This window comes from Acinetobacter lactucae (genome assembly GCF_001605885.1).
In the GTDB taxonomy this organism is placed as follows: domain Bacteria; phylum Pseudomonadota; class Gammaproteobacteria; order Pseudomonadales; family Moraxellaceae; genus Acinetobacter; species Acinetobacter lactucae.
On record NZ_LRPE01000039.1, the window covers coordinates 76,711 to 93,620 of the forward strand.

The following is a 16,910-nucleotide window of genomic DNA, read 5'->3' on the forward strand; positions in this document are numbered from 1 at the left end:
GCAAGAAATGGTCCTCTCTATGGACAGCGTGCGCTTACAATGAATAGAACAGAATGTTCAGGTAATGAACGGAAATTTAAGTGCGTGGGCGGATTATAGCAGAAAGAAATTAAAAGTCATGTGTTTTAATCAACTTTCTTCATATTTATTGAACTAACTGAAATTTACCAATCACTTAAAAAATAAAACCCTCTGATAATAGAGGGTTTTATTTATAAATCATTAAATTATTTTGCGGCTTGAGCCCAAGCTGGAACTACAGTTTGCATTAAAGGTTTTAGCATTTTGAGTGAACTTGCAAGCACTTGACCATTTTCAAAAGACTCATTACCACCACGTGCATCAACCACTACACCGCCAGCTTCTTTAATAATAAGCTCACCAGCAGCGATATCCCATGGTTTTAAACCAAGCTCAAAGAAACCATCAAAACGACCAGCAGCAACATATGCTAAATCTAGGGCAGCTGAACCACCACGACGAATTTGTGCGCCTGCTTGAGTAACAGCTAATAATGAAGCAAAGTGTTGTTCTGCATAAGATACGATCTCACCAGCACGTTTAGCACGGTAAGGATGGCCTACTGCCAAGAATGTATTTTCTAAAGTATCTTTTACATTTACACGGATACGGCGTTGGTTCATCACCGCGCCGCGACCGCGACTTGCAGAGAATAATTCGTCACGTACTGGGTCGTAGATTACGCCATGCTGAGTAACGCCTTTATGCTGAACTGCAATAGAAATACAGAAATGAGGGAAACCATTAATAAAGTTTTGCGTGCCATCAAGCGGGTCGATTACCCAGCACCAGTCTGCATCGTGGCCTTTGCCTTCTTGCAAACCGAACTCTTCACCTAAGAAGCTATGGTTTTTATAACTTTTACGTAATGTATCAATCGTCAATTGTTCCAAATAACGATCTACACGTGTTACCGGGCCATCAATGCCTTTCTCTTCAACTTGCAAATCGAGTTTATGACGATTTTGATGCGCTTTTAAAAGCTCTTGACCAACTGTTTGAGCCGCACGCGCAGCCATAACCACCATAGGTTCCATTGAACACCCACTACAATACAAATTTGAAGATTTTGACAAAGAATAATGCATAAAAGCGCATACATTTTAGCAAATGAATGCGCTTTAGGGGAAAAAATGTTTCAAAAATTTTATTAAGGGTTTAAACCACCTGATTTAGCTTAAGCCAAGCTCGCTCAATTGAGCTCAAAATACCTTTAGCATCTAACCCACAATCCTGTAGCATTTGACCATGTGATGCTTGTTGTAAAAACAAATCTGGCAGACCTAAATTAATGATAGGTTTCACAATTTGTTCTTGTGCCATGAACTCATTTACCGCACTGCCTGCACCACCCATAATTGCATGCTCTTCAACAGTGACAAATAAATGTGTGCGTTCAGCCAACTCACGAATAATTTTTTCATCAAGTGGTTTCACAAAACGCATATTTACAACACGTACACCAACATCGTGTTTTTGTGCAAATTGCTCAGCAGCTTCTATGGCAACCATAACGCGGCTACCAAATGCCAAAATCGTAATCTGCTCATCAGAAGCAGATTTAATTTCAGCAACAATTTCAGCTTTACCTAATTCAATAGCAGTTAACTCTTGCTGAATTTCCACCCCTACCCCTGCACCACGTGGGTAACGTACTGCTGCTGGTCCATTATAGACATAGGCAGTATGTAGCATTTGACGACATTCATTTTCATCTTTTGGTGCCATGATGACCATGTTCGGAACTGTACGCATATATGCATAGTCATATGCACCAGCATGTGTTGGACCATCTTCACCCACCAAACCAGCACGATCGATCCCGAAAGTTACATCAAGATTTTGTAATGCAACATCATGAATAAGTTGGTCGTAACCACGCTGTAAGAATGTTGAATAGATCGCAACGACAGGTTTTAATCCTTCACACGCCATTCCTGCTGCAAGTGTTACTGCATGCTGTTCAGCAATTGCAACATCGAAGAAGCGCTTTGGAAATTCTTTAGCAAACTTAACCATGCCCGAGCCTTCGCACATAGCTGGAGTAATCGCTAATAAACGTTCATCTTGTGCAGCTTCGTCACACAACCATTGACCAAATACATCTGAATATTTTGGCGGTGTTTTACCCGCTGAAATCGCATTAACTTTACTAATTGCATGGTAGGTAATTGGGTCAGCTTCTGCAGGAGTAAAGCCCTTACCTTTTTTAGTATAAACGTGGACTAAGCGTGGACCTTTACGCTTTTTCAATGCGTTAAATACTTGAACAAGTTGATTTACGTCATGTCCATCGAAAGGACCGAAGTAATCGAAACCAATCGCTTTAAATAAATTATCGGCCGCATCTGTTGCCGATTGATGTAAACGAGAGTTGTACGTCCATTTCGGATGTGGCTGTACATACGCCTCGCCATGTTCATCGACATTAACTAAATGGCCTTTTTCCCAAATTGCAGCTAAATGCTTAGCAAAACCACCGGTACTGCAAGAAATCGACATGTCATTGTCATTCAGCACAACAATTAAATCAGCGTCATGTGCAACAGCATCGTTCATGGCTTCAAATGCCATACCGGCTGTCATTGCTCCATCACCAACAATACACACCACATCACATGGGTCGTTTTGATAGCGACGTGCTAAAGACATTCCTAAACCTGCTGAAATTGCAGTTGATGAATGCCCTACGCCAAAAGTATCAAAAACTGATTCTTCTCTAGCTGGAAATGCTGCTAAACCGTTTTTAGCACGGATTGTTGTCATTTGCTCACGGCGACCAGTCAAGACTTTATGTGGGTATGCCTGATGTCCTACATCCCAAACTAATCGGTCATTTGGAGTATTAAAGCAATAATGCAGCGCAACCGTCAGCTCAACCACGCCGAGGTTAGCACCGAAATGGCCACCACTCTGGCCTGCTGCATATAAAATATATTGACGCAACTCATCAGCCACTTGAACCAATTGGCTATGCTCGAGCTGACGTAATTGTTGAGGATGATCAATTGCATCTAACAATGGCGTAACAGGGCGTTGAGTTGGAATTTCGGTATACAACATATGTGGCAAAGCCTTTATAAGCCTGGCAAATCCTAAGCTGGGTCAAAATGGGTCGATCATACAATCGAATGAAGTCACCTTCAATCAGCCACATTTGCGAACGAGGTCATGCAAAGCAGTCTCTCATACAGTATGGGTATGGTTGGCAGATTATCCTGAATAATCTGACTATTTATCAACTATTATCGTCTTCTTTATACAAAAAAGAAAACCTTAGTGCTCAAAATGATTATGACAATTCGACCAATCTCCCAGCATTACGCTATACTTTAAACCGTTTTCGGTTAAAAGATGAGTTAATCTGTGCCTATAGAGTTCATTGCAACATCCAAACTCCCGACTGCTTTTGGTGAATTCAATATTTCTGTGTTTCAAGATCCCGTATCAGGTGAAGAACATGTGGCACTTTCTAAAGGGTTAGAAAATCCACCCACAGGCCCTGTTTTAGTACGTGTTCATTCAGAATGCTTAACAGGTGATGCTTTTGCGTCATTAAAATGTGACTGCGGCCCTCAATTACAGGCAACTCAAAAGCTCATTAACGAAGCAGGTCAAGGCGTTATTTTATATTTACGTCAAGAAGGCCGTGGTATTGGACTTACAAATAAAATTCGTGCGTATGCCTTACAAGATCAAGGTCATGACACGGTAGATGCAAATTTACTTTTAAATTTGCCAGCTGATGCACGCCGTTACGACATGTGCAGTATTATGCTCGACCACTTAAAAGTAAAAGAAGTTAAGTTAATTACTAACAATCCTTTGAAAATTCAGGCACTCAAGGATCAAGGTATTAATGTGGTTGGTCGTGTTCCATTAACGGTGGGACGTAATCCTTTTAATGAACAATATTTAAAAACTAAACGTGAACGCATGGATCACCTTTATCAAAAAGATGATTTCTAAAATAAAATTATAAATTTGAAAAATAATTGGAAGGGATTTTTAAGACATTTCTTAAAAATCCCTTACTTTTTTTATGGTTTTGTGTTTTGATGTATCTATCTCCTATCTCAATCATCTTTGAGGGTCACTATGCAACATCCGACTTCAACAGATATTCAACGTGTCCGCGAATTTCTCCTCGATTTACAAGCTCGTATCTGTGCTGGTTTAGAACAACAAGAAAAAGCTGGCGGTGGTACGGGTGAATTTATTATTGATGATTGGGAACGTCCAGAAGGTGGTGGTGGTCGTTCACGAGTTTTGCAAAATGGCACCGTGATTGAAAAAGGTGGTGTGATGTTTTCTCACATCAATATTAGTAAACTGCCCGCTTCTGCTACAGAAAGACACCCTCAAATTGCTGGTGCTAAAGCACAAGCGCTCGGTGTGTCATTAGTGATTCACCCTAAAAATCCGAATATTCCGACATCCCATGCCAATGTACGTTTATTTGTTGCAGAGCCTGAAGGTCAAGATCCGATTTGGTGGTTTGGTGGTGGTTTTGACTTGACACCGTTCTATCCAGATGAACAAGATGTTATCGATTGGCATCAAGCCGCATACGACCTATGTCAACCTTTTGGAGACAATGTCTACGCTGAACATAAAAAATGGTGTGATGACTACTTCTATTTAAAACATCGTGATGAACAGCGTGGCGTCGGTGGTTTATTCTTTGATGATTTAAATTGCTGGGATTTCGAAACCTGCTTTAAATATATCCAAGCTGTAGGCAATGGTTATTTAAATGCCATTCTGCCAATTTTTGAAAAACACCGTGAACAGCCTTACACCGAAGCTCAACGAGAGTTCCAGCTCTACCGTCGTGGTAGATATGTCGAATATAATTTAGTCTATGACCGTGGAACATTGTTTGGCTTACAAACAGGTGGACGTATCGAATCTATTTTAGTCAGCCTCCCTAACCTTGCAGGTTGGTCGTATCGTCCAGAATGGGATGAAGATTCACCAGAGAAACGTTTAACTGACTATTACCTAAAGCCACGTGACTGGTTAAATCTAAAAGAAAAAGTTGCTTAATTTTTTGCTTTTTGGAGATTCTTTGGCTTCCACCCTAGAGAATCTCCTTTTTTATTTTTCAATTTTCCGAACCTCATTCAAATATTTTTTCTTATCCCAATTTGGCTTATAGTGAGGCCTGCTGAATATTCAGTACAGACTTTATCTGCCTCATGCCATTTTAAAATTTTGGATATAAGAATGACCAAACAGTTTGCAGTAATTGGCAACCCCATCGAACAATCACGATCTCCTGAATTGCATCATGCTTTCGCTCAAAAAACAGGTGTTGACCTAGACTACCAAAAACGTCTTGCACCTCTGGATGGTTTTGAGGCGAGTATGCGTAATTTCTTTAAAAATGGCGGAAGTGGCATGAACGTTACCGTACCATTTAAAGAACAGGCTTTTGCTTTGTGTGATGTGCTGACTGAACGTGCTCAAATTGCCAAAGCCGTAAATACACTATGGATGGAAAATGGCAAATTACATGGTGACAATACTGACGGCCAAGGCTTAGTTGCAGCCATTCAAGCTTTAGACTGGAACCTAGAAAATACAACCATTTTAATTTTAGGTGCTGGTGGTGCAACGCGTGGTGTGATTTATCCGCTTGTGCAGGCTGGCGCTAAAAAGATTGTAATTGCAAACCGGACTCTTGCTCGTGCAGAGCAACTTGTAGATGACCTAAAAGCAGCAGTTCCTCAAGCTCAATTACAAGCAATTTCTCTAAATGAGCTAGAAGGGAAATTTGATATTATCATTAATGCAACTTCTGCAAGCCTGTCTGGTGATACATTACAACTACCAGAAAATTTAGACTTCAAATATGCCTATGAAATGGCTTATGGCAAGCCATCTAGCTTCCTTGATCAAGCCAAACAACGCAATGTACCTTATGCGGAAGGTTTTGGCATGCTAGTTGGTCAAGCCATTGAAGCTTTCTATATCTGGAATGGCGTAAGGCCGGAATTAAAAGATTTTCTATAAGTCAAAAAAAGAACCTACACGGAGTAGGTTCTTTTTTATCTCATCTATTATTTTTTAGCTGTAACCATCTGCTTATAAACATCTCGGAAAATCTCATAATCAATAAATTCATTATGTTCAGGTTTTAAATTCTGAATTGTTTTTTCCGTAAGTTGCTGTTTGCGAGCAGCGACATAAACTTTACCTAAAATATCAGCAGTTTCTGACAACAAGTGTTTTTCTTCATCAGAGCTACCATTTTGTTTTTCAAACTCTAATTGATACTGTTTTGAGAAAAGCTGTTCTGGTTGCTTATATTGTTTCTGTAGTTTTTGCCATGCTTCACGCCCAGCTTCACCTTGTATTGTTGTGATCACAATATGGTCCACAGCTCGACCTAAGTCATTATCAAATTGATCTTCTTGCTCAAGATGATGTTTTTTCTGCAACGCCTCAATACGTTCTAAGGCTTTACCTTGAGGATTATAAGTTTCCTCTTCAGAGAACCAATAAGCATAGACCTCGGCAATTTCTTGCAACTGTTGAACTGAATAATAATGAATATATGACGGTTTTTCGGCAGTCAATTTTGCAATAAACACAGCCTTATACGTTTTGTCATAAGCATGTGTTGCATCATAAGTTTGGTTAGCCAACAGCGCCAGAGTCGAGTCTAAATCTTGTACATCGCTATGTGCACCAACTGGATGCTCAGAGACATCACCCTGCCCAAGTTTTTCACTAAATCCTTTTACGAAGTTTTCAAATAAAGAACCTTTGCTTGCCTCTGCAACTGATTTAGCTTGTTTAAGTTGCTGCTGATTAATTGGGGTCGCTTTACCATAATTGAGAATTTGCATGTCTGCTTTAATATTAAAGCGATGGTTAAATTCAGCTGGTGTATATGCAATATCATAATCTGCGTTGACTAAACGGCCCTTTTCATCCAGTCCGACATCAATCGTAACTGGATTTCTTTGTTTTGGTAAAGCTTGTTCAATTTCTGCCTTATGCTTGATCCATAGAGCTTTGAATGCTTCATCATTAACAAACTGGCTTTGATCATAAGCAGCAAAAGTTTGTTTCAAGGCAGCTTGACGAGCCTTAATCTGAGTTTTTTCGGTATTTACAGCACTCCGATCAAGCACATCAATACCGTAAATTTGACAGTAATTAATATCACCTAAGGCAACGGGACTTTTTTGAGACTGTAATTCAACACACTGATCTTCTGTAAGTGAAGCTACTTCTTCATCTTGTGTGACTTCTTCAGCATCTGCTACAGCAACATCTTCGGCTTGGGCCGTATCAGAAGCATCCTCTTCGGCTGCCCCATCTTGAGCTACACTTGATTGGTCTTCATCATACTCAGAATCTAAGGCATTACCAAAATGAGCATTAATAAGTGAATAAAGTTGCTGGCTAACTGCGGCTGCATCTTCTGAAGAAACTTTCTGCTCCTCAGCACCACCTACCTTTCTCTTCGCTTCCGAAGCAGCTAATTCAGTTGCTATAGATTCGGCAATTTTTTCTTCATCAAATCCTAAAACATTTTTTTGCAAATATTTTGCATTGACCTGACTATAGAGCTGCGATTGTAGCAATAACGCTTCAACCGTATCTTTTAAACGAATTTTCTCTACAATCCCGGCTTTACGCTCAGCGTCACTAATTGATAAACGCTGTAAATTTTGCGGTTCAGCCAAAAGATAAGATACAGCGCCAGAAGCTTTCGCATATTCAACGAATTTCTTCATATCGACATTTGTAAACAGATTTTTATATTTTGAAAAATCGACATACGCCAAATTATTTTGATTATCTTTATTGACCAAATAAGGCATTAACCCGAAATAATTAACGTAAAATTTATAATCCTTCAGATCAAGTACCATTGGCAATTTTGCCTGTACCAAAAGCGTTGGTTTTTCATACCTTGCTGTGAGGTTTAAAGACCCCATTTTTTGACGATAATGAACCGAACCGTCGTAACTAAATTGAAGGTCATTTAATAAATTAATTAATACGGCGTTTACTTTTTCTGAGCGTGATTCACCAGAAATGCCCGAGTCCGCTTGCTCATTTGCAATTGCGGCATAGAGCGCCTGCTTCTGTTTTTTATTCAAATTAATTTTTTGTTCACGTAAATATTGATCTACTTTTTTTTGCACTGCAGCATCTAACTGCACTGTTTTTTCAACATTATTTATTTTTCTTGACTGATTTGGATCTACACTAACTTTAAAATGCCCACGATAGTCATAGCTTGGATATTCATACATTGCATTCATACCCTGAATGACTTTTTGATCTAACTGAGTAGATGCTACCGATGGACGTAGGTTATGCTGCGCACAAGCGGTCAAACCCAAACTAAATAAACATAAACTGAGATATTTTAAATGCATAACCTTTTTTAAAACCTTATCGCTTTATCTTTTTAACAAAACTTGCTAAAAATAAGAAAATTAGTTGTTTTTTCACATAAAAGTATAAGTCCTGAATGTAGCAGAAATTATAATTTCAGGTGTATTTATTTTCGACAAAATTCGCTTTTCTGACATTTCTTTCGGGTGCGATTAACATTGTATTTTTATCATGTGAGTGAATAATCAAATCATCGATACAGATAATCCCACAATGATTCAAAATTAGGATTAAAGCCATGCCAGCATATAAAGCCCCGCTACACGATATCCGCTTCTTAATGAATGAAGTATTAGATTACCCTGCTCACTATAAAACTTTATCAAATGGTGAAAGTGCTGATCCAGATACAGTTGATATGATTCTTGAAGGTGCGGCAGATTATTGTGAAAACGTATTGTCGCCACTTAACCAATCTGGTGATGAAGAAGGTTGCCATTTTGACAACGGTGAAGTAACTACTCCTAAAGGCTTTAAAGAAGCTTATGACCAATTCGTAATGGGCGGTTGGCAAGGTCTTTCTTACCCAGAGGAGTTTGGTGGTCAAGGCCTTCCAATGTCATTAAATCTGATTAAATCAGAGATGATGGGTACTGCAAACTGGTCATTTACCATGTACCCGGGTTTAAGTTCTGGTTGTATGAACACTATTTTGCAATTCGGTACTGATGAGCAAAAGCAAACATATATGCCTAAGCTTGTTGAAGGCACTTGGAGCGGCACAATGTGCTTAACCGAACCTCAATGTGGTACAGACTTAGGTCAGGTAAAAACTAAAGCTGAACCTCAAGCAGATGGTAGTTACAAAATCACTGGTACAAAAATCTTCATTTCTGCTGGTGAACATGATTTAACTGAAAACATCATTCACATCGTACTTGCACGCCTTCCAGATGCACCTGCTGGTACTCGTGGTATCTCATTATTCATCGTACCAAAATTCATGCCTACAGCTGATGGCGGTGTTGGTGAACGCAATACAGTAACTTGTGGTTCAATCGAACACAAAATGGGTATTCGTGCGTCTGCAACTGCAGTGCTCAACTTTGATAATGCAACTGGTTATTTAATCGGTGAAGTTAACAAAGGCCTACATGCAATGTTTACCTTCATGAATACAGCACGTATTGGTACTGCTGTTCAAGGTATTGCACATGCTGAGTTATCTTTCCAAGGCGCATTACCATATGCCAAAGATCGTATGTCAATGCGTGCGCTTTCTGGTAAAAAAGATCCGGATAAAGTTGCTGATGCAATCATTCACCATGCAGACGTACGTCGCATGCTATTAACTCAAAAAGCAATCGCTGAAGGCGGTCGTGCAATGATTTACTACGCTGCGCAAATCGCTGACAAAATGACAGATGCGTTAACACGTGGCGATCAAGCTGCTTTTGAAGACTACGATGATAAACTTGGTTTCTATACACCAATTTTAAAAGGTTTCTTAACTGAACTTGGTTTAGAAGCTGCTAACCATGGTATGCAAGTTTACGGTGGCCATGGCTACATTAAAGAATGGGGTATGGAGCAAATCGCACGTGATGCCCGTATTGCGACCTTGTATGAAGGAACAACTGGCGTTCAAGCACTTGACTTGATTGGTCGTAAAGTGTTGTTAAGTTCAAAAGGTAAAGTAGTTCGTGAATACACGGCTGAAATCTTAAAATTCTGTGCTGCACATGCACGTAATAAGTATTTACGCCGTTTTGCTTGGGACCTAACTAAGCTTTGTGCTCAATGGAATACTTTAACAGTACGTATCATGCTTGCTGCACGTAAAGACCGCGACATCGTATCTTCTGCTTCTGTAGATTTCTTAATGTTCTCAGGCTACGTGATGATGGCTTATTTCTGGGCTCAACAAGCTGTGGTTGCTTCTGAAAAATTAGAAGCAGGTAACGGCCAAGAAACTGCTGAATTCTATAAAGCAAAAATCAAAGTTGCTGATTTCTACTTTGACCGTTTATTGCCACGTGCTCAAGGCCATGCAGAATCAATGGTGACTACATCTCGCACACTAACATCATTACCAGTTGAACACTTTAGCTTCGACTACTAATGATTTTTAAGTAGTGAAATGAAAAAGAGCGCAATTTATATTGCGCTCTTTTTATATAAAACAGTTATCTATTCTTTAGTTAAAACATACGCCCGATTTGGAACAAAATAATTTTGCTCTAAAAATTCACGATTTTTCCCATAGTCACTATAAAGTAGCTTTTCTAAGTTCGTGACCAATCTTTTATCGGAATCAAGATTAAAATAAAAATTAACTTTAGATAACGGACATTGAATCGTTAACTCACGCTCTTTTTCATCTACTTTCCAATTTAAAGTAGGACATAACTGATTTACAGCGGCACTTTTAGCCCCGTCTTTACTTCCCACACGACCAAAATGAACAACATTCCAATAAGCCGAACCATTTGGTAATAAGTTTAAAATGTACTCAGCTTCGCCTGACTCACAATCAGCAAAAGCATCCTCACATGAGATACGAGTATGATAGCGCCCTACATATTGCAATGAGGCCGCATTTAATTTTTGGGTTTGATCAGAATTGTCTTCAGGTAAAAAAGTACGTCCAGCGACATAATCTAATGTTTTTATAGACGTGCTACTTTTTATTAAGTTTTCTTCATGATTAGAGCTAGAACTTGTAGTCGAGTGATCTTTTGAATTGGTATGGTTTATATCGCAAGCACTAAGGGCCATGCACATTGCAGCCGCTACAACCACATGCTTAACTGAAAACCTAGACCACTTCAAAGACATATACATTATTCACAGATAACAGCAACAGCTATATTTACTATTCAAATCGGGTATTAGCTGATTGCCGCTTTAAACTCTTAAGCCCTGAAAGGGTGCATTTTAGTAGATGTTGGTTTCCTTCATTTCAATCCTTTACATATTTTAACTATTTTACTTTTTAAAGGACTTTAAACCTTTAATTTCGACACCATATTTTTATTAAGCAAGAGCAATAGCTTCTTGTAATTTTTATCTTTAAGGAGAATTAGATGGCCAGTTCTGGTTTATATCGCTCGAACCGACACAGCATGATCGCCGGTGTAATGGGTGGTATTGCTGAACGTTTTGGTTGGAACGTAACTTTACTACGTGTCATTTTTGTTTTGATCTCAATAATGAGTGCAGCCTTTCCAGGACTTTTAGTTTATCTGGTTTTATGGTTAGTCATTCCGAAAAAACAGCCAGAGCATATTGAAGGCTATCGACAATCCGTCCGAACAGTAAATGAAGAACAAGTACGTTAATTCATAACTTTGGTCGCTACGGTTGCATCCCCTAATCAACCGTAGCTTTTTTTATTCTAAAAATTATAGCTTTCGATTTAACTGTTGCTGTAATGCAGCAATCATATCTGCACGGCTAATCATTCCTATAAGCTTACGATCTTCAACGACAGGAATATAGTTAAACGACTTCTCGACAAAGTACGGCACCAAATCTTGAATCGGTTGAGTTGGTAGTACCGTGACCACTCGACGGCTCATAATTTGTTTTACATAGTGCTGCCAAGAGTTTCTAGGGTCGGCTGCACCTTTAAACCATTCTACGACTTCATACAGCGCTAAAGTTCCGACCAAATGGTTTTCTGCATTTACTACAGGTAGGCTCATCAAGTTCACTTGTTTAAACTTATCGAGTGCCTGATGAATATCATCATCTTCATGTAGTTTAATCACATCACGGCTCATAATATCCTGACAGACATATTGATTGACCATACGCTCATTGGCATGCTCTTGCGCTTCTAAAATGATTTTTTCTAAGTCGTATTGGCTAATATCTAAAAGTTCAGTGTGATGTTCTAATGCGTACTCAATATCTTTGGGTTGAATCGATACTTTTTGAGTAGGCGTTGGATCTTTACTACGTTCATTAAGGCGTGCGGTAACCGGATAATGTCGTCCAATCAATCGATTAAAGAAAACAGCAAATCCAAGTAAAAGTAACGAATTGAGTAAAACTGGATAAAAAATAAAATAAAAGCCCAACTTATGAATTGCGGCCCCACCTAGTACAGCCGTAATCGCAACCGCGCCACTCGGTGGGTGCAAAGAGTCGGTGGTCATCATTAAAAATATGGCAAAACCTACTGCGACACTAAAAGCTGTGGTTAAATCTGGAATCCACTGCGCACAGGCAACACCAATAATTCCAGCCAGAGTATTACCAACAAGGACATTCCACGGTTGAGCCAAGGGACTGGTCGGCACAGCGAACAATAAAACAGATGAGGCACCCATTGGGGCGATGTACCAAGCATTAATTCCACCGAGAACATACCAACTAATTAAGGAGGAAATTGCTAAACCACACAACGCTCCAATACCGCAAAGTAACCGTTCTTTTAAAGGTAAAACCTTAAAATTTGGCTTTAAAATCTGTAACCACTCTCGCTGTATAACACTCACAGTACACCTTTAGGGATATGCCGTTATTTATAACGGGCAAAAGTATACGCCCAAAGCTACATAAAGTGCATTTAAATTATATCTTTCAACAATAAGAAAACTGGCTGAACTATTCTTTATGATTTTAAAACTTTAATATTCCATCAATTTTTCATTTAAATAGCGCCAGTAACGTTTTGGTAAATATTGCACATGAAGTTTTATATTTTGCCGTTCAGTAATATTTACGCTCTTAAAATAATCCTTCCAAAGCTGATCATATAAAACTTCCTGCTCATCAAGCTCAAGCTGAAAGCTTTGACTCATGCCATTTTTTAAATTACGGTCAACCTCAAAGGCTTCGAGTGAAACTTCATGTACTTCTTGTAAGTCATAATACAGCCCGAACTTACGTTTCTCATCATAAATCAGCCAACGCTGATCTTGATAACGCCGTTTAAAATGGGGCTGAATAAGCGGTAAAACATTAAAATCTGGACGCACCAGACTTAAAAAAAGCTCATCTTTGGTTTTCTTAAACCGAATAAAAGCTTCCATCCGATGCTTCTCTCGCCCGACCTTCTTCGTCCACTGAGCAATCGCTAAAACACTTGGATTAGAATAATCTTTTTCAATGGAAACAAGGCTAGTAAACACATAAATACAGTAGTTAAATAAATGCTGATAGGCATCTAAAGATTCAGATAAAAAAGCAAAATAAAATTGTCTTAACGAAGAAGATGAAAGCTTTTTTTGTAGCGCAGACCAAACACGCTCGGCATGTTGCTCGTTATTTGAAACCTCAATTTTATCAGCAAATAAGCCATGTTGACCCGCATTATTCAAACAGAGTCTGACTTGTAATTCTTTAAATTGAAATGCACGAAAAACACAGCTTAGCAGCCCAACCATTGAACCATCAAAATAGTAAGCGACTTCATCATTAAACATGACTAAAACCCAAGGCTTAATTGTGGCGAGAGTTGCTGCACATATTTCGAAGATCCCTGCGTTAAAATCTGCTGCCGAATAAAGCTTGAAGAAAGTTCTTTTTGGAATTTTGGACTGTCTTCACAGCGAATAAAGTATTTTGCACGCTGATAGGCCACGCCTAGTTTTTTAAGTAAATCGATATGGATTTTTCCAAAACGGCGAGCCTGTACAATTTTTTTGGCCGATTTCACTCCAATGCCCGGTACACGCAAAATCATTTGATAATCGGCACGGTTTAAATCTACTGGAAACTGCTCGGGATGCCTTAAAGCCCAGCTTAATTTCGGGTCAACATCAAGGTCTAAGTTTGGGTGTTTTTCATTGACGATTTCATCAACCTGAAAGCCATAAAAACGCATCAGCCAATCGCTTTGATAGAGACGATTTTCACGCAGCAAAGGCGGTGCAGAACCAACTGCCGGCAAGTAATTATTTTCGGTATTAATTGGAATATAGCCAGAGAAATAGACGCGTTTGAGTTTAAATTCTTTATAGTGTTTGTCAGCCATAAATAAGACATCTTGGTCTGACTCTTGATGGGCGCCAACCACCATTTGCGTAGTCTGCCCTGCTGGTACATATTTCGGCACATGCTTAATAATTTGTCGCTCATCTTTAAGCTGAATCAGCCTATCACGGACCAAACCTAAATCTTTTTGCACTTCCTGATGTGATTTTTCTGGGGCAAAAGTTTTTAGCCCTACCTCGGTCGGCATCTCTAAATTAATACTCATCCGGTCAGCATATAAACCTGCCTCATGAATCAGTTCAGGCGATGCTCCCGGAATGGTTTTTAAGTGAATATAACCATTAAAATTTTCTTCAAGGCGCAACTTCTTTACGACTTGAAGCATACGCTCCATCGTGTGATCTGCCGATTTAAAAATGCCTGAGCTTAAAAATAAGCCCTCAATATAATTACGGCGGTAAAAATTAATAGTTAAGTCCACCACCTCTTGCACCGTAAATGCTGCACGCTGGACATCATTAGAACGACGTGAAACACAGTAGGCACAGTCAAAAATACAAACATTACTAAATAGAATTTTTAAGAGAGACACACAGCGGCCATCTTCGGTATAGCTATGGCAAATTCCTGAATGGCTGGCATCTCCTAAACCTTTATCTTTATTTTTACGGTCACTGCCACTTGATGAACAAGACACATCATATTTAGCAGCATCAGCAAGAATCTGTAGTTTTTCCCGAATGCGATCAGACATATCAAACGACTCATTTATGGCATCGTTTAAAAAATATCATTTTGCTCTCTTAAATTTAATCCAGTGAGGTACGCTCGGCGTCATGAGGTGACGTTTTAATTCTGCTCAAGCTAGTACTGTTTATTAAATCAGATATAATCACTAAAAATTCAAAAGTTTAAAATATAAGCAATGGAACAAAACAAAGAAGAACTCCTTAAGCATCTTGCTGCTTCGCTCGAAGATGCAAAGAATGAGGGCGGTGCAATTTTATTGGTAGGTGCTGGTATTTCTGTATCTGCTGGAATTCCCCCTGCACAAAAATTGATGAAAATTGCTATTGAGAACTTTCCTAACTACTTTACTCAAGAAGAGCAAAAATTTGCTCAAAAAGACTTAAGTAAACTTCAATACAATGACATTATGACTAAGCTTTCTAACGTTAAACGCAAGGAGCTGTTTAAGTGGTTTATTGAAGGAAATAATGAAAAAAATATTGAAAAAGCTAAGCTAAATTTTGCGCATATCGCAATTGCTGAATTATTAAAACAGGGATATTTCAGTCGTATATTAACTGTAAATTTTGATCCTCTTTTAATCCATGCTTGTTACATGGTTGGTATGTATCCATTTCCTGCCATTTATGATTTAGGGGCTATGGGTAAAGTAAATGCTGAGCTTTTACATGACCCAAGCATTGTCTATTTAAATGGACAACATGTTGGATTTGTTCAGCGAAATACTACAGACCAACTTGAAGCACATAAAGAAACTTTAACTCAAATTGTACGTTCAACAGGTTGTAATAAAACTTGGGTTGTCGCTGGTTATAGCGGTGAAAATGATCCTCTAATGCATGCATTAAATGAACTTCGTCCCTATAATAATTGGTTATATTGGCTAGAATATGGTGATCAAGTTATCCAAAAAGACAGCCACAATTTCTTAGAAAAAGATGAAGAAATAAAAGTAATCTATAGATGTGATGCAGATGAAACATTTATGGAAATCGCTGAAAATTTACAATGTAGTTTAGATTTTATTGAACAGCCCTATACTGAATTAGAGCTTTATACTAAAGAAATTAATTTCAATACATCAAAGCTGAAAGGACATCAACTATTATCTAAAGTAAGAAACTATATAACTGTTTTAAAAAGTGATGTTACTATTAATAAATTTAAAATTGCTGAGATAGTTACAGATTATATTAGTAATGAAGAGTTCCATTCTTCTTCTGGTGATCCAAATTATTCTAATGAAAGATTAGTTTCTATTTGTGAAGAACTATTCCCAATTTTAAAAGAGAGTTTAACGGGTGAATTCTTTTTCTGGTGGGCAAGCGCATATTGTCCTTTAAATAAAATTTTCGATAGTAAACCTACTAATGAAAAAATCCTTGCCTATGAAAAAGCCTTAGAAATATCGCAGAAAGGTATTAAGCAAGATCCATCTTTTGGTGGAAATTTTCATTACAGCGGAATTTATCAATTAGAACTAGCTAAATTACTCAAGAATGATAATCCAAGAAAAAAAGAGCTTTTAAATCAATCTATTCAAAACTTTAGATCAAGTAACGATTATGCTGAACATGTAATGTATTCTGTAGAATGCTATATACTTTTAGAAAAATTCGATAAGCTTATTAACTATTTTAACGAACCTAAAACACTTGAAATAGTAAAAAGACATAAACCTCTGATATTCCAAGAAGAATATATACCCGCACTCATCCAAAATGATATTTTCTGTATATGGTACAAAACTATATTTCATAATATACCAAATAAAAAAAATATGAGAACTAAGGATAGCTAAAGCCTTTGCCACTCCCCCACAAAATCCT

13 protein-coding genes are annotated in these 16,910 nt (G+C 38.3%); 6 read left to right on the top strand and 7 right to left on the bottom strand.

Annotated features, from left to right (window positions below; all coding sequences use genetic code 11):
* Positions 1-227: 227 nt before the first annotated feature.
* Both AWW73_RS16360 and dxs read right to left on the bottom strand, forming a co-directional pair.
* Positions 228-1,058 carry an inositol monophosphatase family protein gene (locus AWW73_RS16360; protein ID WP_016143583.1) on the bottom strand — a complete coding sequence of 277 codons (831 nt, stop codon included), beginning with the start codon at positions 1,056-1,058 and terminating at the stop codon, positions 228-230.
* A 121-nt stretch (positions 1,059-1,179) separates the two neighbouring features.
* Positions 1,180-3,084 carry a 1-deoxy-D-xylulose-5-phosphate synthase gene (gene dxs, locus AWW73_RS16365; protein WP_062850176.1) on the bottom strand — a complete coding sequence of 635 codons (1,905 nt, stop codon included), beginning with the start codon at positions 3,082-3,084 and terminating at the stop codon, positions 1,180-1,182.
* A 303-nt stretch (positions 3,085-3,387) separates the two neighbouring features.
* Here dxs and ribA point away from each other — a divergent pair, with 303 nt between their 5' ends.
* The 3 genes from ribA (at position 3,388) to aroE (ending at position 6,039) form a co-directional block, all read left to right on the top strand.
* Complete coding sequence (gene ribA, locus AWW73_RS16370; RefSeq protein ID WP_002116908.1) at positions 3,388-3,990, top strand: GTP cyclohydrolase II; 603 nt, start codon at positions 3,388-3,390, stop codon at positions 3,988-3,990.
* A gap of 129 nt (positions 3,991-4,119) precedes the next feature.
* Entirely contained in the window at positions 4,120-5,070 is a 951-nt protein-coding gene (gene hemF, locus AWW73_RS16375) for an oxygen-dependent coproporphyrinogen oxidase (protein WP_062850177.1), read from the top strand.
* A gap of 180 nt (positions 5,071-5,250) precedes the next feature.
* Positions 5,251-6,039: a shikimate dehydrogenase gene (gene aroE, locus AWW73_RS16380; protein WP_062850178.1), complete on the top strand. Its 789-nt coding sequence runs from the start codon at positions 5,251-5,253 to the stop codon at positions 6,037-6,039.
* 47 nt (positions 6,040-6,086) lie between these two features.
* On the opposite strand, the gene AWW73_RS16385 is transcribed toward aroE, so the two are convergent.
* Complete coding sequence (locus AWW73_RS16385) at positions 6,087-8,426, bottom strand: eL24 family ribosomal protein (RefSeq protein ID WP_062850179.1); 2,340 nt, start codon at positions 8,424-8,426, stop codon at positions 6,087-6,089.
* A gap of 257 nt (positions 8,427-8,683) precedes the next feature.
* Between AWW73_RS16385 and AWW73_RS16390 the strand changes: the two genes are divergently transcribed.
* On the top strand, positions 8,684-10,507 hold the full coding sequence (locus AWW73_RS16390; RefSeq protein WP_057106052.1) for an acyl-CoA dehydrogenase C-terminal domain-containing protein: 1,824 nt from the start codon (positions 8,684-8,686) through the stop codon (positions 10,505-10,507).
* Positions 10,508-10,575: 68 nt separating this feature from the next.
* Here AWW73_RS16390 and AWW73_RS16395 read toward each other — a convergent pair whose 3' ends face one another.
* The gene (locus AWW73_RS16395) at positions 10,576-11,223 is read right to left on the bottom strand and encodes a hypothetical protein (protein WP_081175787.1); all 648 of its coding nucleotides are present in this window, start codon (positions 11,221-11,223) and stop codon (positions 10,576-10,578) included.
* Between the two features lie 248 nt (positions 11,224-11,471).
* Here AWW73_RS16395 and AWW73_RS16400 point away from each other — a divergent pair, with 248 nt between their 5' ends.
* Positions 11,472-11,726 (top strand): PspC domain-containing protein, encoded by a 255-nt coding sequence (locus AWW73_RS16400; RefSeq protein WP_016143590.1) that lies wholly within the window; start codon positions 11,472-11,474, stop codon positions 11,724-11,726.
* A gap of 63 nt (positions 11,727-11,789) precedes the next feature.
* On the opposite strand, the gene AWW73_RS16405 is transcribed toward AWW73_RS16400, so the two are convergent.
* The 3 genes from AWW73_RS16405 to AWW73_RS16415 form a co-directional block, all read right to left on the bottom strand.
* The gene (locus AWW73_RS16405; RefSeq protein WP_031949452.1) at positions 11,790-12,890 is read right to left on the bottom strand and encodes an HPP family protein; all 1,101 of its coding nucleotides are present in this window, start codon (positions 12,888-12,890) and stop codon (positions 11,790-11,792) included.
* Between the two features lie 132 nt (positions 12,891-13,022).
* Positions 13,023-13,820, bottom strand: a complete 798-nt coding sequence (locus AWW73_RS16410; RefSeq protein ID WP_062850180.1) for a TIGR03915 family putative DNA repair protein — start codon at positions 13,818-13,820, stop codon at positions 13,023-13,025.
* A 2-nt stretch (positions 13,821-13,822) separates the two neighbouring features.
* Complete coding sequence (locus AWW73_RS16415; protein ID WP_031949455.1) at positions 13,823-15,085, bottom strand: putative DNA modification/repair radical SAM protein; 1,263 nt, start codon at positions 15,083-15,085, stop codon at positions 13,823-13,825.
* A gap of 171 nt (positions 15,086-15,256) precedes the next feature.
* Here AWW73_RS16415 and AWW73_RS16420 point away from each other — a divergent pair, with 171 nt between their 5' ends.
* A complete protein-coding gene (locus AWW73_RS16420; protein ID WP_062850181.1) occupies positions 15,257-16,882 on the top strand; it encodes an SIR2 family protein in 1,626 nt (541 codons plus the stop codon).
* The last annotated feature ends 28 nt before the right edge of the window (positions 16,883-16,910 follow it).